General features: G+C 62.5%; 15 protein-coding genes. 4 read left to right on the forward strand and 11 right to left on the reverse strand.

From position 1 onward, the window contains the following. Window positions 1-2: 2 nt before the first annotated feature. The 7 genes from QSJ95_RS19660 to QSJ95_RS19700 all read right to left on the reverse strand — a co-directional run bounded on the left by QSJ95_RS19660 (window position 3) and on the right by QSJ95_RS19700 (window position 14483). Window positions 3-215, reverse strand: coding sequence for a TonB-dependent receptor (locus QSJ95_RS19660; RefSeq protein ID WP_009620064.1), 213 nt, complete (start codon window positions 213-215; stop codon window positions 3-5). Beyond that, window positions 215-346 carry a hypothetical protein gene (locus tag QSJ95_RS19665; protein ID WP_285644721.1) on the reverse strand — a complete coding sequence of 44 codons (132 nt, stop codon included), beginning with the start codon at window positions 344-346 and terminating at the stop codon, window positions 215-217. Before QSJ95_RS19665 ends, QSJ95_RS19660 begins: the two co-directional genes overlap by 1 nt. Window positions 347-513: 167 nt before the next feature. After that, on the reverse strand, window positions 514-810 hold the full coding sequence (locus QSJ95_RS19670) for a hypothetical protein (protein WP_281687717.1): 297 nt from the start codon (window positions 808-810) through the stop codon (window positions 514-516). Window positions 811-1255: 445 nt separating this feature from the next. Then, window positions 1256-1609, reverse strand: a complete 354-nt coding sequence (locus tag QSJ95_RS19675; RefSeq protein ID WP_281687718.1) for a MafI2 family immunity protein — start codon at window positions 1607-1609, stop codon at window positions 1256-1258. Continuing rightward, complete coding sequence (locus QSJ95_RS32880) at window positions 1578-8630, reverse strand: two-partner secretion domain-containing protein (protein WP_352230821.1); 7053 nt, start codon at window positions 8628-8630, stop codon at window positions 1578-1580. The genes QSJ95_RS19675 and QSJ95_RS32880 overlap by 32 nt, the downstream gene beginning before the upstream one ends. 781 nt (window positions 8631-9411) lie before the next feature. After that, window positions 9412-11823 (reverse strand): DEAD/DEAH box helicase, encoded by a 2412-nt coding sequence (locus tag QSJ95_RS19695; RefSeq protein ID WP_285644860.1) that lies wholly within the window; start codon window positions 11821-11823, stop codon window positions 9412-9414. A gap of 437 nt (window positions 11824-12260) precedes the next feature. Continuing rightward, the gene (locus QSJ95_RS19700; RefSeq protein WP_285644725.1) at window positions 12261-14483 is read right to left on the reverse strand and encodes a hypothetical protein; all 2223 of its coding nucleotides are present in this window, start codon (window positions 14481-14483) and stop codon (window positions 12261-12263) included. Window positions 14484-15110: 627 nt separating this feature from the next. On the opposite strand from QSJ95_RS19700, the gene QSJ95_RS19710 reads away from it, so the two are divergent. The 3 genes from QSJ95_RS19710 (at window position 15111) to QSJ95_RS19720 (ending at window position 16497) form a co-directional block, all read left to right on the forward strand. After that, entirely contained in the window at window positions 15111-15437 is a 327-nt protein-coding gene (locus QSJ95_RS19710) for a low molecular weight protein tyrosine phosphatase family protein (protein WP_024128409.1), read from the forward strand. A gap of 32 nt (window positions 15438-15469) precedes the next feature. Further along, on the forward strand, window positions 15470-15820 hold the full coding sequence (locus QSJ95_RS19715) for a hypothetical protein (protein ID WP_285644729.1): 351 nt from the start codon (window positions 15470-15472) through the stop codon (window positions 15818-15820). A gap of 404 nt (window positions 15821-16224) precedes the next feature. Further along, complete coding sequence (locus QSJ95_RS19720) at window positions 16225-16497, forward strand: hypothetical protein (protein WP_009620055.1); 273 nt, start codon at window positions 16225-16227, stop codon at window positions 16495-16497. Between the two features lie 94 nt (window positions 16498-16591). Here the strand turns inward: QSJ95_RS19720 and QSJ95_RS19725 are convergent, their stop codons facing one another. Further along, window positions 16592-17290 carry a B3/B4 domain-containing protein gene (locus QSJ95_RS19725; RefSeq protein ID WP_285644732.1) on the reverse strand — a complete coding sequence of 233 codons (699 nt, stop codon included), beginning with the start codon at window positions 17288-17290 and terminating at the stop codon, window positions 16592-16594. A gap of 259 nt (window positions 17291-17549) precedes the next feature. On the opposite strand from QSJ95_RS19725, the gene QSJ95_RS19730 reads away from it, so the two are divergent. After that, window positions 17550-18434 (forward strand): DMT family transporter, encoded by an 885-nt coding sequence (locus QSJ95_RS19730; RefSeq protein ID WP_285644734.1) that lies wholly within the window; start codon window positions 17550-17552, stop codon window positions 18432-18434. Window positions 18435-18779: 345 nt separating this feature from the next. Here the strand turns inward: QSJ95_RS19730 and QSJ95_RS19735 are convergent, their stop codons facing one another. The 3 genes from QSJ95_RS19735 to QSJ95_RS19745 form a co-directional block, all read right to left on the reverse strand. Beyond that, window positions 18780-20108, reverse strand: coding sequence for an MFS transporter (locus tag QSJ95_RS19735; protein ID WP_285644736.1), 1329 nt, complete (start codon window positions 20106-20108; stop codon window positions 18780-18782). A 78-nt stretch (window positions 20109-20186) separates the two neighbouring features. Then, the gene (locus QSJ95_RS19740) at window positions 20187-21266 is read right to left on the reverse strand and encodes a C45 family autoproteolytic acyltransferase/hydrolase (protein ID WP_285644738.1); all 1080 of its coding nucleotides are present in this window, start codon (window positions 21264-21266) and stop codon (window positions 20187-20189) included. A 57-nt stretch (window positions 21267-21323) separates the two neighbouring features. Beyond that, window positions 21324-23063, reverse strand: a complete 1740-nt coding sequence (locus tag QSJ95_RS19745; RefSeq protein ID WP_285644740.1) for an amidohydrolase — start codon at window positions 23061-23063, stop codon at window positions 21324-21326. Window positions 23064-23121: the final 58 nt, after the last annotated feature.

Below are 23121 nucleotides of genomic sequence, written 5' to 3' on the forward strand. Positions count from 1 at the left end.
CCTCAATCCCTGGTTTTTGTACCCGCTCTCATGACCCTGCTCACCGCTGCCGAAAACAGAAAGAGCTCTCCGCTTACCGAGGCGGTGAGGTTGCGCGGCGCGCCATAGTTGGCGGTAGTGGTGCTTTCGTACAGCGACAGTAGGTACTTGCGATCGGTGACGTTGTTCAGGTTCAGCGCCGTGCTCCAGTGGCTGTCGATGTCGTAGCTGGCCATCAGGTCCACCAGGGCGTGTAGTAGCCGTTGGCGGCGATGGTGTCGGCGCCGGCCTTGAGGTGCGAGCGGCCGTAGTTGGCGCCGAGGGTCAGCTCGTGCTGGCGGCCGAACAACTCTAAGGGACCGTACAACTGGTCTTCGCCGATCAGTTGGTGTTCGCGGCCAGCAAACTCTTACCGCTCGACCACATGCTTCTGGAACGCATGGCCGCTCGCGACTTCCTCAGCCAAGAACTGAGAACTGAGCCAACCCTGATTGATAGCGTTTTCTGCGCCGAAGCTACCTTTTGCACCGATGACTAACCAAGCACAATCTTATTGAATTCATCCAATTGTGATGCATTAATATCTTGATACTCTTCCTCCAACCCAGAACCGCAAACAAAACCAAGATCCTCACTATAGGCTGCATACACCGAACCGGAACCCTCACCTGAAGAGAAGACATCTAGAGAAGGACTACATAGCTCCGATCCACACCAAGAGACAATCGCTCCATGTTCAACAAACCACCTTAGTGATCGTTCAACATATGACAACCACTTAAGTTCATCGGGCCACATATTTATTTTCACCTCAGCAGAAAGGTTGCTCATACATTCGCCTTCCCACTTTCGAAATTTCACATCAGCACTACCTTCCCAGACAGTTCAAACGAGGACTCATTACCGACAATCTCGCTGGAGACCCTTTCACGCCAATACCCATAAAAGACTAGACCGCCCACCTCATCTTGATAAATTTCACCACTAGAGTCATCTATAAACGCCCAGCAAATACCAAGGATTTCAATAGTCTTCATAATCCAAAGTTCTTCATTTGCTGAGAGGACGGCTTGATGGCTGTCACAATATCTCCAGCCGCTACCTTTCCACGAGACTCTTTCGCCACAAAAATCACAACATCATCCCCATCAGTCTCCTCATAAAAACCTTTTACAGCTTGCCTTCAAAAAGGAGACTTATTTTCTGCACTCTAACCCTACCCAGTCAACTAACTCTGGAGTAAAAAATAAATCCTTCCCTTTTCGCTGAAACAAGCTCAACCAAACTCTCGCCTAAAATATACAAACCCACTAAGCGGATCCAACTCACTCCTAGGGCCATCCGCATGGATACACTCAATCTCAATTTTTTTGATAACCTGCCTTTTTCCTCCCAGCGAGTCAAAGTTTACGGCAACGACTCCCAGACTCTCCAAGTCAAGCTCTGTTGGCTGACGATCAAGATAGTATCGAATCAACACCGAACCATTCTCGTCATATCCGATAGCAATAGCCCTAATGTCAGGATAAATTTCGCCGAGCAGAGCGATGCGAAAACAAGCCACAATCCAATCGGGTAGTTGTGCAGCAAAAGGCATTTTAATTCCTCGCATCAGGAACAATATGGACACCATTCTTTCCGTAGTGAATTTGACCCTTGGTAACAGTCATCCCTGTCCGCCCATCGACTCCAATTGGCCGTCCAAAATCAACAATTGGGTTACCACGAGCCCCGGCACCTACAATTGGATATTTTCCACTGTGTACTCCATTCAAAAGCTCTATCGGATCGATACCATCATTAAAGTAACTACGGCCCGCTATAAAGTTACTGTGACCTTTGATATGTTTTCCCTGTTGCCCCATATGTATGGTTTTCGGAAGATCGCTGGGAACAGGGAGCTTACTTACTCCTTTTACGCCATCCGCTTTTGCCTTAACCCAGTAAGCATAGGCTTTTTCAACCTGGGCCGAACCCACGGTCGGGGTGCTGCCTAGCGGACGCGAGCCATTACCGCTGGGACGCGATCCGGCAACCCCGGCAGCTACACCGCCGATTGCGCCAAGAACGGGTTCCCATTCGCCGGCCACATCGGCCAAGCGTGCATAGCTCGTCAATCCTCGGTCGATCAGGGTGAACTTGTACTGCTCGCAGGCCGTCGTCGTGCATGCTAATGAGTCCAGCGCCGCCAGACCGCCCGCAATCTGTAGCATCTGGTCCTTGGCCCATACCCCACCGCCAGTGGCCATGGCCTCATCAAAGTTGGCTTGACTCAGTTGACTGAAGTTCGAATCCCATTGCTTGCGCTGGCAGCTTTCGTCGTTACCACATTGCTGCATGGCATCAACGAACCCTTCGCCATCGTCATGATTCAGGTAGTTGTACTGCGTGGCGTTCTGCGCCACCCAGGCCCCGGTCTGCAGGCTTTGCGCATCGGCGCCGTCCAGGGTCGAGGCCGCCAGCAGGCCGACCAGTTGGGAGGTCATGTCGAGCAGGACCTTGTCGCCGCCCACCCAGGTGTCGAGTTGGTCCACCAGGGCTTCGTTGGCACCCGCCGCCAGGGCACCGGTCTTGAAGTCGCCGCCGCTGGCTTCGGCCAGCAGGCCGCCGACCATGGCGTGGATCATCACCTTCTGGATGCTGCCGTCGGCGTAGACGCCCTTCGTGTAGTCGCCCACGGCGTTGAAGCTGACGGCGGCCAGGGTGTTGAGCAGGGTGCTCTGCAGGGCATCGCCCAGGTCGCCGCCCTGCCCCATGATCCGGCCCAGCGCCAATGCCGTGCCGTTCTGCAGCCCCTGGCTGGCGGCGAATTGGCCGATGCCCTTGAGGGAGCCCAGGTCGATGGTGATCTTGCCGGTGATGTCGCTGGGGGCGCCGGTCCAATCGTTGAAGTAGCCCTGGGTCAGACCGGCGGTGATGCCGGAGATGGCGTAGCCCTTGAGGGCATCGCTTGAGGTGGTGTCCTGCCAGACCGCGCCGAGGTCGCCGCGGTTGTTCACCAGACTGATCGAGGCGTTGGTCGCGGCCCCCGTGGCAACGGCCGCGCCACCGGCGGCAACGGTACCACCACCCATGGCATTCAGGGCGACCGGCCCGACATAGGCGGCCATCACGATGGCGATGGCCAGTTGCGCCCCCACGCCCAACCCCGAACTGTTGTAGCTGAAGGAGTCATGCACCTCCTGCACCCGCCGCCAATCCACCCCCCCCCGCGCCTCGGCCTCTTTCAGCCAGGCCAGGTCGGGATCGGCCTGCACCATGGCGTCGATGGTCTGCCCGACGCTTTTCTGGTCGATGTGCTTGATGTCGATCTTCAGGCCTTCCACGGCCTTGATCGCCAGTTCACCCTGGGCGATCAGTTGGCTCTGGCGTAGGGTCTCGTCGGTCTGGCCCTTGCCCTTGGCGGACTGCCAGGCCAGGTCGCTCTTGCTCTTCTCGTGGCTTTCCTGGTGCAGGTCCTTGACCGCTTCGAAGGTCACGCTGCCGCCGCTGACGAGGGCGATGTCATTGCCGCTTTCGAGCTTCGCGGCCTGGTACTTCTGGTCGCCGCCGCTGAGCAGGGTGATGTCGCCGCCGGCGCTGACCTGGCTGCCCACGGCCGTCACGTCAGTGATTTCGTCGCGCTTGAAGCTCTTGCTGCCGAGGCTGCCCTTCTTCTGCTTCTGGTACAGCGAGTGTTCGCTGTCATGACCGGCCAGCAGCTGCAGCTTGTCGCCAGCCACCAGGAAGGCTTCCTTGCCGGCGCCGACCTGGCTCGCTTCGAGGGTCAGGTTCTGGCCAGCGCTGAGGGTGACGTCGCCGGCGGCGTTCAGGGTCGTGCCGCGCTGGCTGACGCGGCTGTCTTCGCTGTCGACCTTCTTGCCGCTGCGCCGGTAGTGGTATTCGCGGCTGCTCTGTTCCTGCGCGGCGCCCAGCAGCAGGTTGCCGGCGGCGGCCAGGTTGGCGTCGCCGCCGGCTTCCAGGTGGCTGGCCAGCACGCCGATATCGCGGCCGGCGCTGATCTGCAGGTCACCGCCGGCCTGGACGCCGGCGGCGTGCTGGCGGACCTCGGTCTGTTCCCAGCTATGACGCTTGTCCTGGCGGGCGTTGCTGTCGACGGACTCGACGGCGCCGATCAGCACATCGCGCCCGGCCTGCAGTTGGATGTCGCCCTTGGCCTGCAACTGGCCGCCCAGGTTGAGCAGGTCGCGCCCGCTGCTGATCGACAGGTCGCCGCCGGCCTCGATGCGCGCGGCGCTGTCGAGCAGGCTGGTCCGCAGGCTGGCGCCCCTGGCCTGGCCCTGCACCTGGGTCAGGGTCCGTTCGTTGACGACATCGCCGGTCAGCGCGGCGAGGCTGACATCGCGCCCGCTGATGATGCCGCCGGCGGCGTTACGGATGCTTTGCGTGGCCAGCAGTTGCAGGTGCCGGTTGCTTTCCATCAGGCCGCTGTTGCCGATGTTGGCGGCAGTGGCGCCGAGGTCGTTGCTGGCGCGCAGGGTGCCGGCGTTGTTCAGTTCGCCGCCGCTGATCAGCGCCAGATCCTGCCCCTGGATCAGCGCGCCGTTGGGTGCCAGACGATGCTCGGCCTGAGCCAGGTAGAGCACCGGCACCAGTACCTTGCGACCATTCACCTCGGCCTCTTCCAGCCAGACGATGTCGTGGGTCAGCGCCGCCACCTGCTCGGCGCTCAGGGCCACGCCGAGGCTGAGGCCCAGGCGGTCCTTGTAGCCGATGGCGTTGTCCATCAGGTACCTGAACAGCGCTTCGTCGCTGGACAGCCCGGCGATGAAGCGCTGGCCGGTGCGCGCCACCAGCGCCTGGCGGATCAGCCGCTGCTCGTAGAGGCCGTCGCCCAGGCGCTGCTGCGCCTGGGCCGGGTCGTAGCCCAGCTGGGCCAGCAGGTAGTCGGAGCCGAGGAACTGCTTGAGCTCGGCCAGCGCCGGGTTGGTTTCGATCAGGTAGGGGTGGCCGCTGTCCGGGGCATTGAGCCGGAACAGGCCATGCTCGCCCTGGGGCAGGCGGAAGCCCGGCAGGCTGATGGGGTTGACCGCCTGCTGGGCGAGGTCGGGTGGCAGCTGTGGGTTGAGCACCACGACCAGAGGTTGCGACTGGCCGTCGACCTGAACGGCCTCGATCCGCGCCACCCCGCCGTCGTAGGCAATGCCGGGGTGGATGACGCCATTGTCCAGGCGCTCGCCAGCGCTGATCTGCACCGCGCCAGCCGCCTGGATGACGGCGTTGGCGGAGGTGGCGCCGCCCGGCCGGTATTCCCAGACGTCGCTGAGGAAGCCGAGGTCGTACAGCGCCGACGGCAGTTCCAGCAGATTGTCCGGGTCGTAGTGGTTGGCCTGGTAGTCCGGCACGTGCATCGGCCGGTGGAGGTTGCCATTGGCGTCGCGGTAGACGTGCAGGAGCAGACCGTTGGCCAGTTCGGTGGGGGTCACCGTGCCCTGGTTGAGCCCGCCGATGAGGTTGTCCCAATAGCGGAACACCGAGGGGTCGGCATTGTTCGCCAGGTTGTAGGGCAGGACGTAATGGCCGACGAAGCGTTCGACGGTGCCGTCGGTGACCCTGCCGCTGTTGAATATCCGCGTGCGGATGCTCTCGCCACCGCTGATGCCCTGGTTGACGAAGCTGTTGGCGCTGATGGCGATGTCGCCACCGGCGGCCAGGGTGCTCGCGGTGTTCTCGAAGTCCTGGGCATCCACCCGCAGGTTGCCGCCGGCCTGGATGAAAGCGGCCGGGGATGCCTCCTGCACTTCGCTGGCATAGACCTCACGGGCGATGTAGTCGACGTTGTAGTGGTCGCCGGAGCAGTCGTAGCAGCGAACGATGATTTCCCCGGAGATCAGCTTCTGCCCGAGACGGAAGCTGTCCTGGGTGTTCTTCAGGCTGTCGCTGGCGATCGCCAGGTCGCCCTGCGCCTCCAGGGTGGCCGAACGGTTTTCCACCACACGGGCGCGCCCTTGCCGGTCGTCCGCGGCGATGTCCAGGGCGCCCAGGCTGTAGACGTCGGCGTAGCGATTGACGAAGCGCTCCACCCGCAGCGCCATATCGCCGCCGCTGAACAGCAGGCCGTTTTCGTTGAGCAGGTCCGCGCTCTCGATCCGCAGGTCGGCGGCGCTGCCCAGGGTGCCGGTGTTGTTCAGGCTGGCCGCGCGGGCCAGCAGGTCGCCGGCCGCGGTGATGCGACCGGCATTGTCCAGGCTGCCGCCAATGCTGATGCGGGTGGCGCCACCGCCGATGATGCTGGCGCTGCCATCGAGGGCAAGGCTGGCGGCATCGAGGCCGAGCTCGCCCAGGCTGCTCAGTTGGCCGCTGCCGCTGTAGCGTCCACCCAGGTTCAGCGCCAGGTCTCCGTCGCTGGCGATCAGGCCGGCGTTACGCCAGTCGCCGCCCGTGCCGCGCAGGGCCTGGCTGGCCAGTAGACGTCCCTCGGCCGCTTGTTCCAACTGGCCGATATCCAGGCTCAGTTCGCGCGCCTGCAGGCTGCTGCGGTTGCTCCAGCTGGCCGCGCTCAGGTTCAGCGCGACGTTGGTGACGAAGCTGCCGCCCGCAAGGCCCAGTTGCGCCAGGTCGATGCCGAACCCGCCATTGCCCAGGTGGCGCACACTACCATCGTCGTTGCGCAGGTCGCCGCTGGCGAGCAGCAGGTCGGCAGCGGCGCTTTCCAGCAGGCCTTCGCGGTTGTCCAGCAAGCCGCCGATGCTCAGGCGCGTGGCGCCCTGCTGGCCAAGGGCGCGCACGCGGCCCTGTGCGTTGGACAGGCCGGCGGCGGTGAGGGTGAGTTGGTTGCCGGCTTCGATCAGGCCGTGGGTGTTGTCCAGCGTGCCGCGCAGGCTGAAGTCGATGTCCCGGGCGCCAACCTGGCCGCCGTGGTTGAGGAAGTCGCCGGCATACAGGGCCAGGGCCTGGCTGGCGAAGAGGCCGCCGGCGCGGTTGTCGAAGCCGGCGCTGTTCACCCGGGCGTCGCCGTGGGTGGCTGCCAGGTGCCCATCGCTGTTGGCGATGCTGTCGGCGTCGAGCCGCAGCGCGGCGCCCTGGGCGATGCCGGCGCGGTTGTCGAAGTGCCCGGTGGCCAGTTGCAGCAAGCCCCCGGCGCCACTGAGGATGCCGCCGGCGGAGTTGTCCAGGTTGGCGGTACGCACCTGCACGCCTTGGCCTTCCAGGCGCCCGCCGCGGTTATCCAGGTTGGCGCCGAGGTCCAACGCCAGTTCGGTCTCGGCGTACAGTTGGCCGCCGCGGTTGTCGAGGCTGTCGCCCTGCAGTTCGACGGCCCGGGCCGTGATGCCGCCCTGCTGGTTGTTCAGGCTGCCGACGCGTCCCGTGAGCCCGCCTTGGCTGCTCAGCAGGCCCTGCTCGCGGTTGTCCAGGCTGGCCAGGTCCAGGCGCAGGCTCTGTTCGGCGGCGAACAGGCCGAGGCGGTTGTCCAGGGCACCGCCGCTGATGTGGATATGCTGGCCGCCGATCTGGCCGTTGCGGTTGTCGAGCACAGCAGCGCGGGCCTGCAGCTGGCGCGTGGCGATCAGGCTGCCGCTGTTGCGCAGGTTCTGCGCATCGATCGCCACGTCGCCGCGGGCGTTGCGGCTGTTGTCGGCATTGACGCCGGCCTCGATCACGCCGTCGTTGCTGAGCTGGTTGGCCTTCAGTTCGATGGCCGAGCCCGCCGCCAGGCTCTGCGCATTACTCAGCGTACCGCTGGCCTGCACGCTGGCACTGCCCCCGGCATAGGCCGGGCCGTTCAGCGCCACGTCCTGGCCTTTCAGCGCCAGGTCCCCGCTGGCCGCTACCTGGGCCAGTTCCAGCTTGCCGTTGGCATCGATGCGGATGTCGCCGGCGCTGGCCGCCATGTTGCCGGCCAGCTTCACGCCCACGCCCTGTTCGGTGCCGACCAGGCGGATGGTGTTGGCGTACATGCCGCCCAGGGCGGAGCTGTCGATGGCCAGTTGCGGCTTGGTGCTACCGTCGTCGGGCTTGGCGGTGGCGGCCAGGGTTTGCGCGTCCACCGTGTTGCGGCCGGCCACCACGGTGAGTTGCTTGGCGTACAGGTCGGCGTTGAGCTTGGCGCTGCGGGTGATCAGTTCGAACTGGTCGAGGTTGCTGGCGTTGAGCCCGGCGCCTTCGATGGCGATCTCGCCGCCATTCACGTCGTAGCCTTGCAGGCGCTCGCCGGCCAGGATCGGCTTGCCGGTGGTGAGGGTGGCGCGCGGGGTGTTGATGAAGCCGCAGCCATTGCAGGTGATGCCGTGGGGGTTGGCGACTATGACGTGGGCGCCCTGCCCCGCCACTTCGGTGTAGCCCTTGAGCTGCGAGGGACTGGCCCCGGTGACTTCGTTGAGGATCTTCTGCGCCGCCCGGCCCTTGAGGTTGGGGTTGCCGATGATGATCCCGCCCAGCTGGGTGCTGGCGGTCTTGCCGGTGACGTTGTTGAGGATCAGCCCCTGCTGGCCAACGCCGTAGTCGCTGAATTTATTGTGCGAGAGGCCGTTGCCGTTGGGCGTGGCGATGTTGACGATGGGCACGCCGTTGCCCGCTGCGCCCAGGCTGGTGTTGCCACCGGCGGCCGCGTCCACCGCCAGTTGGGCGGCGGCTGCGACTATCGGATTGAGGAACAGAAGGCCGGCCAGGGCGCTGGCGATGGCCTGGTGGAGAGAGCGGCGGATGTCCATATCGGGGGCTCGCGCGGGGTAATCGTTGACCCGGCGGACTCTATTCCCCTACTCGGCGTGAGGCCTTGAGGAGTTCCAGCCCCCTTGCGTAAGCCTTTTCCGAATCAAGCCGCCTGGCGGAACTCCCCGCCCCCAGGTGCGCCAGGGCGCACTTCGCACGCGGCTGTGGCGATGGGTATCGCTTCGCTCAACCCATCCTACGGGGCTGCTCCACGGAACGGACCAATCGCCGACAGGACAGACCAGCCACTGCTATCCGTATGAAGCGAGGTACTTGGCACCCCACAGAACGGCCATGGTGCCTGGCCAATAGAGGGCAACGCCGAGAGCGCACAGACCTGCAAAGGTCAACGAAGGATGCCTTCGGCCATATGACGTGCGTGCGAGTTTCCAATCAGCGGCTGTATAGGCCAGGACAAAAACGGGGAGCGCGTAAACGCCCATGGACCAATAAGCACCGCCGACGTCATGGATATATCCCATGTAGAAGGTCGAGCTGAAATACCAGAAGGCCACCCAGATGGCAGTGAAGGCAACCGTCCTGACAAGCACCATCCGACTGCTCCAAATCGTCCTGATTATCGCCCGACACTACGCCCTCTCCATGTCATGGCGCCAGCAGGTACCCTGGTGCACATCCTGATGCTCGCCAGCGCCGGCCCCGTTTTCTGCTTTGAATGTCCGCTTTCGGCCAGAAGCGGTCATTCTGCCCAATAGATAACTTGTCTCTTCTCCAAGTAAAACAGAGCGGCGCTTAGATCTAAAGTGAGCTAGCTCAGTGCTACTGCGTCCAGCCTGCAGCGGCCCAGGCCAAGTTCTCTGGCATCAGGTAGCGGTTACTGGCATCTGCCAGTCGCTGGTTAGCCATTTCCTCTGCGGCTTTGAACAGCAATTTTGAGGCTTCAGTGTCGGGGTTCAAAGTGCTGTGCTCGGCAGGTGTCAGCAGCCATTGGCTGGCTTTTGCAGGGTTTAGTTTGGCTTTGCCGCCGTTAATCTGAATGGCTACAAACTCTTGTCGCATGCGTTTGCCCTGTGGGCCTTGCCAGCGCAGCATGGCTCCAAGTAGAGCCCCTTCCCCTAGTTCTGGCGCTTTCAGCATCGCAGCCAAACCTCCAAAGTCGTACTCACAGGCCTTCCCCAGCAGGTACTGCATCAGCTTGGAGTTGAGGTCGAGCATGTGGGTGTCAGGCCGGTTTGTGGCCAGTATGCGATCCAAGGTCACGTCCATACGCTGAGAGGCTTTGGGGGAAAGCCCCATGTCGCGCATCACCTGCTCGGACAATCTAATACGCAAAAGCCGCTCTTTATGGCTGCGTTCCGCGACCTCGATGCCCAGTTGTTCGAACATTCCCAAGACGAAGCTGTAGAGATGCTCGATAGTGATTTCCAGCTCGTCACGCAGTTCATTTGGGTCGCTGGTAGCGGCGTGGACAAACAGTTCTCGTTGTATGGCGGCAGCACTGCGAGCCTGTTTCAACGCTTCATCGATACGCTCTCGGGTTCGGTCGATGCCAAGTTTTGTGGCTTGTTGCAGGATATCTTCCACATCGATCAACTCGGCCAGTTGACCTAGGATTTCGTCTTTCAGGCCATCATTGAATTCATGCTGTTGAACCTCGGCCAGGTCAGTCACCACGCTGTCGATTCGCTCATACATTAGGTCGACGATATTCTGATCCAGGCTGTCAGTTTGCTGGATGTTGAACACAACAACCTTCTTCTTCTGTCCATAGCGATACAGGCGGCCAATGCGCTGTACAAGGCGCATGGGATTCCAGGGCAAGTCATAGTTGACCATGATGTGGCACTTGCTCTGGAGGTTTATGCCTTCCCCACCCGCCTCAGTCGAGATCAGAAAGCGCCCCTGTTCCTCAAAGCGCTTAATGGCTTCCCGCCGCTCAGCATGCTGCATGGAGCCATTGATTAGCTCGACTTGGCCGCTGCCATAGTGCTCAGTCAAAGCCTCCAACAGGTAATTCTGGGTGGTGCGGTATTCGGTAAAAATCAGCACTTTCTCGTCAGGGTTGGCTACGTGAATTTTGACGATGATGTCGTCAATGAACTTTTCCAGTTTGAGGTCGTTGGCCTTCAGTGCAGAGGCCTCTTCAATGAGGTCTTCCAACAACTGGATTTCACCGGCAAAGAACTCACGTGCATCGCTGGTGAACTGTTCTTCCCACTCACCTAGGTAGCGCTCATCGCTGGGCTCGTCTGTAGACGTACCGTTTGCTTGATCGTCGATCAGGCGCTGAAGGCGATTACACAGGGCCCGGTGAATGGCTGCTGCGCTGGAGGCCGCCAGTTTACGATAAACCGTCATGACGAACCCAATGGCGTTGCCTTTACGGCCTAGCGACTCACCTGCGGCATAGCCTTTACGCAGATAGTCCTGAAGCGTTTTATCGAACTCGACGGACTCCGGGCTGTTAGGCACTTTCAAAGCCTTGGTGATCTTGCCTTGGAAGATGAAGTTCCCTTCTGCGTCAGTTACGTCAGCTTTGTGGTTACGAAATACCATGTCGTGCAGAATTTCAGGCTTCAGGTTGAGCGCCATCAGTTCGCTACGGCGCTCAGGGCGCAGCAGCTCTAGCAGTGCGACGAACTTATCCTGCATACCCTGGTGAGGGGTCGCACTCAGTAACAGCATGTGCTTGGTTTGGCTGCGTAAGTTCTTCGCCAGGTCATAGCGTTCAGAGCTGTCCAGTTTCTGCCCGTACTGGCGGCGGCTGAGCCGATGCCCTTCGTCAAAAATCACCAGATCCCAGGGCTCCGCTTGGAGCAGACTTTCCAAGTGATCCTCCTGTTTGAGTCGGTCCATGGAGCCGATGACAAATTTATACATACTCCATTCGCGGGGCTCATCAATAGAAAAGTCCTCCCCGTAAATTCTGAATTCATCCAGCTGGAACTTATCGTAGAGCTCTTCTTTCCATTGTTTGGTGAGCCCTGCGGGAGTGATCAGCAGGATGCGCTTGACCAAGTCACGTTGCCTCAACGCATGCAACAGCATGCCGGTCTCAATGGTCTTACCTAATCCCACGTCATCCGCAATCAACCAATTGAAATTGCCGGAAGCGAGGATGTGGTGCACCAGATGAATCTGGTGAGGGAGAGGATCAATCCCTAGGTGGGAAAGGGCGCCGGTGTTTTCATTCCATACTTTGATGGCATGGGCTAGCATGCGCAGGCGCATACGCTCAGCATCGTGTACTTCGCCTTTGCTGGCGGTGACAAAGCGATGCTTAACGCCCTTTACCTGACGCAGGTATTGATAAGGCAGCCAATGACGCTCACCACGCTCAGGAAAATCGACCAATACTTGCTCGCTGCCTGCCAAGGTACGCTGCTGCATGATGACGCCCTGTCCTAGTGAGCGAATACCGTTCCCTGGGGTTTCGTCGACCACGTCCATGCCATTTTGAAAGCCCGAGCGCACGGCAGATGCATCAACATAAGCCAGTTTCTTCTCCGGACTGAACCAGTGAACCTGAAGCTGATCTTCGGCTTCTTTAGCAATGGCCATTTTGACGATGCCCCGGCGTTCATTCTGGCCGCTGGGTAATGTTTGGCTGACCCAGCAACCTGGAACGTGGGTAAGATTGAGGGGCTTCATGAGCTAGTCCTTTATCCTTACGGTTCAATGCTTGGCGAGGGTTGGTCGGTACTTTGTGCGTGCAAGGCAGATGCGGGCGAAGCAGCTGACCACTGAGGTGGAGCGCCTTGCGAATCATCGTCAATGCTCTCTTCCTCGGCCCCAATGTCGCTAGGCTTACCAGCGTCTTCAGCCGGTTTCTTCGAACGCTTTTTGGAAAAGATCGATGGTGTTTCTACTACAATTGGCGGCTTGTCACTGAAGTAGCAGCCGGGCTCCTGCGGGTGCTTGGTTTGAAATACACCATACGCCTTAAGGATTTTGGTTTTCTCGTACTCCAGGGTGTCGCACAGACCCAGATCGCTGTACTCCTCAGCAGGCAGTTCGTGAGGGTCGCAGAAGTCAAAGAGCTGATTGGCAGGTAAGCAACCTTCCAAATTGGCAAACCGGAACCACAGATACTGGGCAAACGCTTTAAACGCGCGACGCAGGGTGATGTTCTCGTACCAGGATGTAAAAATATTTTCGAGGAAGACCTCGATTTCTTCCACTTGTGGCAGAGATTCAAAAGAACGGATAATCAGCAAGGCTGTCGGCCAGGACAGTACATAGTGAGACAGACGACTGCTGCCGGTTTTATCAAAAGCCATCCAGTAAATGTCGTTCTCTGCCCAGACTACCTTGATATGAGCTGCCAGAACCAACTCGGCGGGAGTCATCCCTTTTTCGATTTCTCTTTCAAGGGCAAGGCGTGTCTGCCCGCCTCCGCTCGTGAAAAAAATCTGTTGAACCAGAGGCAGCGTACTAAGCGGCCAATTGGTTTTTCCGATCAACTCAGCGGCTTTCTGGAGCGCACGATCTTCGCGGGAGAGTTTTTCGACAGGCCCATTATCGGGCTCGCTAACCAGAGTCTCCTCGCTGTCAAAGACTTCATCCGGGTCAAAGGCGTAAGCCGCATAGTCATCTTCAAGGTCACGAAAGTCATCCACAACACTATGGAGGTCTTCTTCCTGTTCAGCCCCAAGCTCGAAAATCGACAGATCCTGCAAGTCATGATCAAAATCGATGTGATCTTCCGGATCGTCAAGCCTCAAACTCGGCAGGAGCAAGCTCGGGGTGTTCAGCTCTAGCTCGGTTGGCGTCAGGTATTCCTCATCCTCATCGTTCTCGTCAGATACATCATTGTGAGTTTGAGACGTGCAAGCAGGAACTTCCAGGGCCGGCAATGGCGCTGGCTGCAATTGAGACTCATCAGAATCCGATGGTTCTGGAGCGGTCAAATCTGTTGCTCGAACAGAGATTAGTGAGCGCCCTGACTTGTTGAATACCTTGACCTTGGCTGACGCTTCTCCAACCTCTGTCTCCTTCCGTGGATGGGCGAGCTTGAGAGTGTTATTTGTGGAGGAAGACTGGGAGTTCTCATCCCCATTCGCATGCTCATCAGAGGCACCGTCTGTGGCAACTGGAGCCGTATCAGATTCTTCATCGGCCTCAGGTTCATTGAGGCATATTGAAGCCTCAGATGGCATTGATTCTGATTGCCCCTCCCACCAACCGTTAGTTTTCAATGAGGGGTATTCAGACGCTGTGTTCTGAATGAAGCTGAATGAATCATCGACTGTCTCAGTCAACGCCTTATTGGTCGGGGCTGTTGGGTTTTCTAGGGGTGTTAGGCGCTCAGCTGAGTCATTGAGGAATTCCAGGTCACGGTCTGTTGGCAAGTCGTCTATCGATTCCTCAGGTTCAACCTCGACAAAGGCCTGTTGTTGGCGTTTCAGGAGGAGAGCACGCTGCATAGCCTTTGCCCCATCCACGGGGCGCCGCTGCAGCATGTACACACGGCTGAGCAGATTCAGGGAATCAGATTCTTCAAGCGCTTCAACTGCGTCTAGAAGAAGCAACTCAGCAGCCTGCAACTTTCCAGACGCGACCAAGTCGTTGACGTCTTTGATGAGCAGATCTTTGCTGCGTTGCTTGCTCTTGATCGAGAGCATTTGTGGGGTACGATGCTTTTTAAAGTGCAGGATTAATTCAAGCCTGCGCTGGATATCGTCCACTGACTGATGACTTTTCAGAAACTCGGTGAGGAGTGCTCTGGCGGTGGCATGCTGCCCTTGAGTAATCAGAAGCGAAATGGCTTGGAGTAAGCCTTCGGAGGAGTGGCCTTTCAGGCACGAACGAATCTTCGTCTCCAACTCTTTTGGATCCGATGCGGCATAGCTCCACAGCTCGTCTAGCAGCGTTTCCCAATCCATTTCCATACCGACTCCATGGCGACGAAACCAGTCCAACCCTGCCCAAACCGTGGCACCTAGGGTTAGCGCTGCCTCCTAGGTTTGTGGCCTGTGTCCTCCGTCACATTATCCAGACTGACCTTGTGGGTAAAGGCAAACAGCCACGTTAATTTCTTGTCCGCACGGCCAGGGTTTGCTCGTTGCCGGACTCACTTACGCTGGCGCATTTCAGGAAAAGGGGCTGAATGGCCACTTCTGGCCGATTGGTGCCCCACGCTAGAGGCAGCTAGCGACCCAAATCCGACGCTTGCAGTAAACAACAGACAAGTACATGGCAGTTCCAGGCTCGGCTAGGAGCAATCGCAGTCTCACCCATCCTGGCCAGCGCACCAATTCACGCCTACCATACGCCCCATCCCGTATTACCGCGGCTGCTGAACCCGGTATTCACGAGGATATGACCATGGAAAGAACTCGCGCCTGGAGACGCTCGCAGGCCCGTAGACATGCCCCCCAAAAGGCGTTTCATCCGCCGCGGCCCCGGCCGGAAAAGAACTGGAAGCTGTTATATACCCGTGCCGACAAGCTGTTCAGGGCCCGCCAACTTGGCCTGGGTTATCCCATCCGCACCGTCCAACAACTGCTGGATCAAGAGTGACCAACCTGCTTTTCATCTGCAGCCGAAATCAATGGCGCAGCCCTACCGCGGAAGCTATCTGGCGCCGCCGGCCCGGCTTCGATGCCCGTTCGGCAGGCACCAGCCCGAACGCCCGCAAACCCGTCGGCCCGGCGGATATCCGTTGGGCCGATGTGATCTTCGTGATGGAGCGCAAGCACCTGAATCGTCTGCGGGCGGAATATGCCCGGCTGCTTGAACACAAGCGGCTTCACGTTCTGGATATTCCCGATGACTACCGCTTCATGGATCCTGAACTGGTGGACATGCTCGACGATATGGTGACGTCCTGCCTTGCCGTCTGAGGCGCGCACAAAACGAATAGGCGGACTACCCCATGTACACCCTCCTCGACTTCAAGGAAGAAGCCCTCGCCGAGTACCTGAACTCGGCGCTGCGCAGGCATGGGCTGGATTCTTATGTCTTCAACACCGGCGTCAACCCAGAGGGTGAGGCGATGTTTTCCATTGTCTGCCTGAATGCGAGCGAGCTTGGGCAGGCGCGGCATTTGATCTATAGCAGCCAGCAGCTTCTCCGGGACATTCATCCGGAGGCGGCGCGGGAGTTGGTGGAGATACGTCGGCGGAACCGGCAGCTTTTCTTGAGGCTGGTTACGTCCAGGCCGGCCTTTGTGGTGTCGGCTTTGGCCATGACGGCGGCTGTGTTGGGCTACCTCTTCGGCCTGTGATGCGGGCTGCGGATTCACCTGAAATTTCCCACCCACATTCTCCCTTGTGGGCCTACAAAGGCCGTCGCTAGATTCGCTCCCTGTCACGGTCAATCCCGTGGCCGGGTGTCGCAGCCCGTCGGATGAATTGCGTGCACGAAGCGCCTCGGCACCTGCAAAGGCGCTTTTTCTTGCCTGCTGCATCGTGCAGTCATGGCGGGTCGTGCGGGGCAGGCCCCGAAGCCTGGCCGGTTCTTTGCGCGTTTCGTCCCGGTACTGCGACCCCCGCACGATCCGCCGCCCCTCTTTCCGGGCTGGCGGTTTCTCCCTCCCAGAAGGAGCAACGGAAATGCACTGTCGCTTACATCTTGCTGTGTTCACCTTGCCGTCCCCCCTGCCCTGCGCCCTCGCCCTGGAGGTGTGCCATGGCTGATCCGAAACTGGTGCCACTGCACCATCAGTCCTTCGAGGATGTTCTGTTTGTGAATGCCGGCGCGCCCGCGGCGCATCTGTACGATGCCGCCGCGCGCCGCCTGGCGGCGCTGGAGGACCTGTTGCACGTGCTGGAATGCCACGATGGCGACGACGTGCTGGTGCAGGAAACCTCGCGGTTGGCTTCGGCGCTGGTGCCGCTGGCCGGCGAGGCGCGCCACCTGTACGAGTTGGCCCAGCAACGGGCCGAGCGTAGCGGCGGCTGATCGCGCCGCCTGGATGGCCGAAGGCCGGGGCCTGTGCTTCCTTGTGGAGGCGCGGGCTCCGGCCTTCGGCTTTGATGGGCAATGGGTAGCCGGGTCAGTTCGCTCCGGTGGCGCTCACCAGCCGCTGCTCCACCCGCACGCCCGGCATCATCTGCCGCAGGCCCTCGGCCAGGCGCTCGCCGGCTTCGTGCAGGGCCTCCAGCGGCATGGCCGGCAGGCTTTCGAGGATGAACCACATCTGCCGGGCCTCGGCGTCCAGGCGCGTGCGCACGCCCTGGCGCCAGTTCCAGCGGCGGCAGGTGGCGCCCAGGTCGTCGCGCCAGATGACTTCGCCGGGCAGCGGCGGGTCGTTGGCCGGCTGGCCTTCCTTGAAGGTGTCGAACGGCTCGCTGCCGTCAGCGATGGCCAGCCGCGGCATGCCGACGTAGGCGGCCAGGTTCTCGCCGCCCACCGGCAGCGCGTACTGGATGCTGATGGCGTTGTAGAGGTCGACCAGCGGGTCGATGCTCGGCAGGCTGCCGTCGCGCAGCACGCGCTTGCGCAGGGCTTCCACCGAGCAGGGGGTGCGCTGGGGCTTGGCGCCGAAGCCACGGAACACCTCGGCCCAGGCGGCGATATGCGCCTCGGCCCAGGCCGGGCCGCCGTCGAGCAGCACCCGGCAGGCGCGCTCCACGGCCTGGCCGGCCACCTCCGGGTGCAGGATGGGCGCGGCCTCGACCGTCAGGCTCAGGGCGCGGAAGCCGGGGGCCAGGCGGGCGACCTGGGGCTCGATCAGGGGCAGTACGGGTTGCATCGGGGCGTCTCTCTATCGGCAGTCGAAGGGGCTGGCGCGGGCTATTTCTAGCACCGCGGCGGGGCGCACTCCAGATCGACTCCGATGATTTCAGCGAATGCGCGATCAGTTTTCCTAATACACGCCGGCCGGCATCGCTGCGGCATGCAGGCAGCCAGAAGCGACAGCCCCCTTCCCGCCGAGCTGGCCGTTCGGACAAGATAGGCACGCCCCGCCGGGGCGCTTTCGCGTGTCCCCTTCCCTTTTCTGCCGGTGCCCCATGCAACCTCGCGATCTCGTCGCCTACCTGTATCTCGCTGTGGCCTGGGGCCTGTCGTTCCTGGTGCTGCTCAAGGCGATAGCCGGCTTCGGCTGGGTGGGCGCGGTGAGCTTCCGCGCGCTGATCGCCAGCCTCACCCTGCTGGCGGCGGCGCGGCTGAGCGGGCGGGTACTGAACTTCCGCGGCCTGTGGCGGCCGCTGTGCGTGCTGGGCGCCACCACGGTGGCCGGCCAGTTGATCGGCATGACCTTCGCCACGCCGCTGATCGGCACCGCCATGGCGGCGATCTTCGTGGCGGCCATCCCGCTGTTCTCCATGGTCATCGGCCGCCTCTGGGGGCTGGAGCGCATCACCCTGGCCGGGGCCTTCGGGCTGGCCCTGGGGCTGCTGGGCATGCTCCTGCTGGTGGGCTTCCCGGCGGTGCCGGTGACGCCTTCCTTCATGCTCGGCTGCGCGGCCTCGATCTTCGGCGGCGTGTGCGCGGCCTTCGGCAGCAACTACGCGGCGCTGCGTCTGCGCACGGCGGGCCCCTGGGAGGTGACCTGCGGCGCCTTCCTGGTGGGCGGGCTGCTGACCCTGCCGCTGCTGTACTGGGTGCCGCCACCGGGCGTGCCCTCGGTGCTGGACGTGCTCTACCTGCTGCTGTGCGGCTGCATGATGAGCGCCTTCAACTACGTGGTGTACTTCCACCTGGTCGCCCGCATCGGGGCCACCCGCACCATCAGCGTGGAGTTCGTGGTGACGGTGGTGGCGGTGCTGGTGGGGGCGCTGTGGCTGCACGAGCCGCTGTCGCTGGTGCAGGGGCTGGGGGCGCTGATCATTTTGGCGGGGTGTGCGTTGGTGCTGGGGTTGGTGCCCGGGGTGCGGCGGCGGGGGGCGGTTTGAGGTTGGGGGCTTTGGCTTCGGGCTTCGGGTTCTGGTTTTTTGTAGGAGCGAGCTTGCTCGCGAACAGAGTTACCTGATTGCGCTGGAGCTGGGCTTGATACCGCTCCCTCTCCCTAACCCTCTCCCTGAAGGGAGAGGGGACCGTTCGGTGTGTTTGGGTGTTCTGGAGTCAGCCGGCAACACCGAAGGTTTCCGGCTGAAACCATTCCCTCTCTCGGCACGGACTAGCCCCCTCTCCCTTCAGGGAGAGGGCTGGGGAGAGGGGACGGAGTCAACCCAAAGCACCACCACCGCCGGTTGACTCCATTCGCGAGCAAGCTCACTCCTACAAAAAAGCTCCCCGCCTCAGGACAAACTACGCACCCCCTCCCCCGTCGACGCCACGCCCCTGTCCACTTCATCCATCTCCAGATACGCCGTCTCACGCATCACCAACGAACAAACCGCCACCAGCGCCATCGCCGCCGCACCATACAGCGCCACGTAGACCGGCTGGTGACCACTGGCGATAAGGATCGCGGTAGCCGCGCTGGAAGCGGTACCACCACCCAGGGCAGCCCCCAGCTGATAGCTGGCGGAAATACCCGAATAGCGCATCCGCCGCGGGAACTGTTCGGCGAGGAAGGCCGGGATCGGGCCCTGGGTGGCGCCCATGAAGAAGCCCACGGCCAGGTAGGCCAGCAGGGCCAGCGCCAGGTGGTGGGTGCCCAGCAGCGGGAAGAAGGCGAACAGCCCCAGGGCCATGATGGCCGCGCCGAAGATCATCACCGTGCGGCGACCGTAGCGGTCGGACAGGTGGCCGAAGAACGGCGCCGAGATGACGATGGCGATGGACAGCGCGAAGTCGAACAGCAAGGCCTGGCTGCTGCTGTAGCCGATGTCGGTGGCGTAGGCGAGGAAGAAGGTGCTGATGTAGGCCACGGTGATGTAGCCGAAGGCGATGCCGGTGCACAGCAGCAGTTCGCGCGGGTGCTGGCGCAGGGCTTCGAGCAACGGCAGGCGCGCCTTGGGCTGGGCCTTGGCCGGTTGCGCCGGCGCCGGGTTCTGCAGGCGCGCGTAGAGGCCGACCAGCACCAGCACGCCGCCGAGCCAGAACGGGATGCGCCAGGCGATGCCGCCCAGGTCGTCGTCGAAGGCCAGGCTGACCAGGGCGAACACCGCGGAGCCGAAAATGCCGCCGATGCCGATGCCCATGCTCGTGAAGCTGCCCCACAGGCCGCGGCGGCCGCGGGGCGCCACCTCGATGCCGAACAGCGCGGCGCCGCCCCACTCCCCGCCCGCGGCGAAGCCCTGCACCAGGCGCAGGCCCACCAGCAGGATGGGCGCGGCGATGCCGAGGCTGGCGTAGTCCGGCAGGAAGCCGATCAGCAGGGTGCTCATGCCCATCAGCAGCAGCGTGGCTACCAGCGCCTTCTGCCGCCCGTAGCGGTCGCCCAGGTGGCCGAACACCACGCCGCCCAGGGGCCGGGCGAAGAAGCCGGCGCCGAAGGCGGCGAAGGCCACCAGCACCGCGGTGAGACGGTCCATACCGGGGAAGAACAGCTTGGGGAAGACCAGGGCGGCGGCGTAGCCGTAGATGACGAAGTCGTAGAACTCCAGCGCGGTGCCCATGCCGGAAACGCAGAAGGTTTTGAACGCCGAGCGCGCGCCGGGCGTGGGGGTGTGGTCGATCATGGTGGTCTGCTCTTGTTCTTGTGGCAGCAGTGTTCCGCGCGGCGGCCGGATGGCCGCCGCGGGGGTGGGTCGTTCAGCTCAGAAGCGCAGGGAGCCGTCGCGGGCCAGGGCCTTCGGGTTGCCGGCGTGGTACTCCAGGTTGCAGCCGACGCTGTCCAGGCCGATGGTCAGCAGGGTTTCCCAGCGCTCGGTGTCCGGCTGCGACAGGTCCGGGTGGAAGCACACCACCGCCTGCTCGCCGGCCTCGCCGCAGAAGGCTTCGGCGCGCTGCGCCAGGCCCTCGCGGGCCATGCCCGGGGCCATGGCCGCCAGGTGGTCGAAGCGCGCGTAGGTGGTGGAAACGTCGGCGGTGCGCTCGCCGCGGGCCTGCTGCGGGTCGACGAAGTGGTTGGTGTGCAGCACCCAGCCGTCGGCGCGCGGCGGCACCACGGCGGTGGCCGCCGGGCTCATCTCGATGCTGGCGGCGCGCAGTTCGGCGTCGTCGCGGCTGAAGCAGGTCAGCACGGTGGAGGCGCTGACGCGGGCCGAGCCCACCAGCTCGATGGCCTCGGCCACGCTGGTGGCCTCTTCCAGCACGCGGCGGGCGATGGCATGCACCGGCACCCCGGCCTCGCTGTTGTCGCCGGCGTGGTGGAGGATGTTGAAGTGCATGCCCAGGCCGGCGCTGTTGACGCCGATCTTGCCGAGCATGCCGAACTCGGTGAACAGCTTGACCGTCAGCCCGCTGCCGGCGACCAGCTGCAGCAGCAGGCCGTGGGGCACCAGGCTGTCGTGCCAGTCCCAGGTCTGGATGCTCAGCGGCGCGGCGGCGCCATGGGGCGCGTAGACCGCGGTGGAGCACTCGCCTTCCAGCGGCTGCGCCGGCATCACCGCGAGGATTTCGGTGCGCGCGTTCAGCGCCGCCAGTTGCCACAGCGGCAGCTGCACGCCGGCGGACAGGCCTTCGACCTCCCGGGCCAGCGCCGGGCACCAGGCGTCCAGCGCGGCCAGGCTGGCCTCGCCGATGCCGCGCACCTGCTCGGCGGGCACGCCCACGCGGGGGAAGAAGTCGAGGTACAGCGCCACGGTGCGCCGAATCTGTTCCGCCCACCGCTCTCCAATCTGCCGCCCGCGCTCGAACGGCTCGCGGGTTTCGCTCACGAAGGAATGGATGATCACTGCAAGGCTCCTTTGTCGATTTGGAAAAACGCTGGGCGGGCTTCCCCGCCCGGCTGATCAGCGCTGGGCCGTCAGCGGCCGGCTGTAGACTTCGCGGCCGGCGAACCAGGTGGTCAGCACCTGGGTGTCACGCAGGGCTTCGGGTTCCGCGGTGAAGACGTCGCGGTCCAGCACCACCATGTCGGCCTGCTTGCCGGGCTTGAGCGAACCGATGCTGTCTTCCAGGCGGATCATCCGCGCGGCGTTGAGGGTGTAGGCCTGGAACATCACCTGGCGGTCGATGGCTTCGTCGGCGTTGAGCACGCCCTTCGGGCCCTTGCGCGTCACCGCCTGGTAGATGGCCTTCCACGGATCGGGCGTGGTGATCGGCCAGTCGCTGGCCCCGGCGAGGGTGGCGCCGTGCTTGAGCAGGGAATGGGCCGGGTAGGTGTACATGAAGACCATGGCGTCCACGTAGGGTTTGACGAGGTCGATGCTCGATTCATCCGCACTGGCCCAGTAAAGCTGCATGGAGGCGATCACGTCCAACTGCCTGAAGCGGTCGAAGTCCTTGGGGTTGACCATCTGCAGGTGGGTGATGGAGTGTGGGATGCCGCTGTGGCGGTCGCGGCGCGCCTGGGCCATGCCGTTGAGCGCCTCGTGGATGGCGCGGTCGCCGATGGCGTGCACGTGCACCAGCCAGCCGCGGGCGTCGGCGGCGCTGACCAGCTCGCCGAAGTGCTTGGGGTCGATCAGCAGTTCGCCGAACTTGTGCGAGTTCTTGTAGGGCTCGAGCATGGCCGCGCTCTGCGCCGGCACCTCGGCCACGCCGTCGGCGAAGACCTTGATGCCCGGCAGCGTCAGGTTGGGCACGCCGAGGAACTGCTGGCGCACCTTGTCCAGCTCGTCGAGGTCCTTCGGGGTGGCCTTGGCGTCGGCCATCAGCAGCGCGGCGACGTGGGCGGACAGGTCGCCCTTCTCGGCCAGCGCCTTGTAGATCGGCAGCACGCCTGTGGAGGCGTTGGTGATGTCGGCGCCGGGGATTTCGTTGGCCAGCGGGTCCATCCAGGCGGTGATGCCCAGGCTGTTGTAGTAGCGCAGCGCGGCGTAGGCGCCGCGGGTCAGCTCCTCGGTGCTGGGCAGCGGCAGCAGGGCCTGCAGCGGGTAGAGCCCGGCGTCCACCAGGAAGCCGTTGGGGGTGCCGTCGGCGTGGACGCCGAGGGTGGCTTTCTCCTCGCCCTTGAGCGTTGCGACTTTCGCCGCGTCCACCTTGGCGAGTTTCAGCATGGCCTGGTTGGCCCAGCCGGTGTGCAGGTCCCAGCCGACGAAGAGGATCGGCACCTGGGCCCATTCACCCTGGTTGAAGGTCTTCTCCAGCGCCGGGATGTCGCCCCAGTAGGTGGACGGCAGGCCGCCGACGCTGAGGAACTCGCCGCGCTTCGCCTTGCCGTTGTCGCGCCATTCGCGCAGCTTTTTCTCAAGCTCGGGCACCGGCAGCAGTTCGCCGTCGAGGTTGGCCTGGAGCATCTGCAGGCCGCCTTTCACGGTGTGGCTGTGGGAGTCGATGAAGCCGGGCATCAGCACCTTGCCCTGCAGGTCGACGATGCGCGTGCCGGCGGCCTTCAGGCGCAGCACCTGCTCGTCGCTGCCCACCGCCAGGACCTTGCCGTTCTCGATGGCCACCGCCTGCTGCAGGCCCTGGCCGGGCTCGGCGGTGTAGACCTTGCCGCCATGGAGGATGAGGTCAGCGGCGGCCATACTTTCCGCTGAGGAAAAAACACAGGCCATGGACACCAGCGCCGGAATCAGTATTTTCATGGGTTCGCCCAGGTTCTTGTTGTGTGAACGCAGGTTAACCAAAGCCCGGCACGGCTTT

The sequence above is a fragment of the Pseudomonas sp. NBRC 100443 genome (genome assembly GCF_030268185.1).
Classification (GTDB): Bacteria; Pseudomonadota; Gammaproteobacteria; order Pseudomonadales; family Pseudomonadaceae; genus Pseudomonas; species Pseudomonas citronellolis.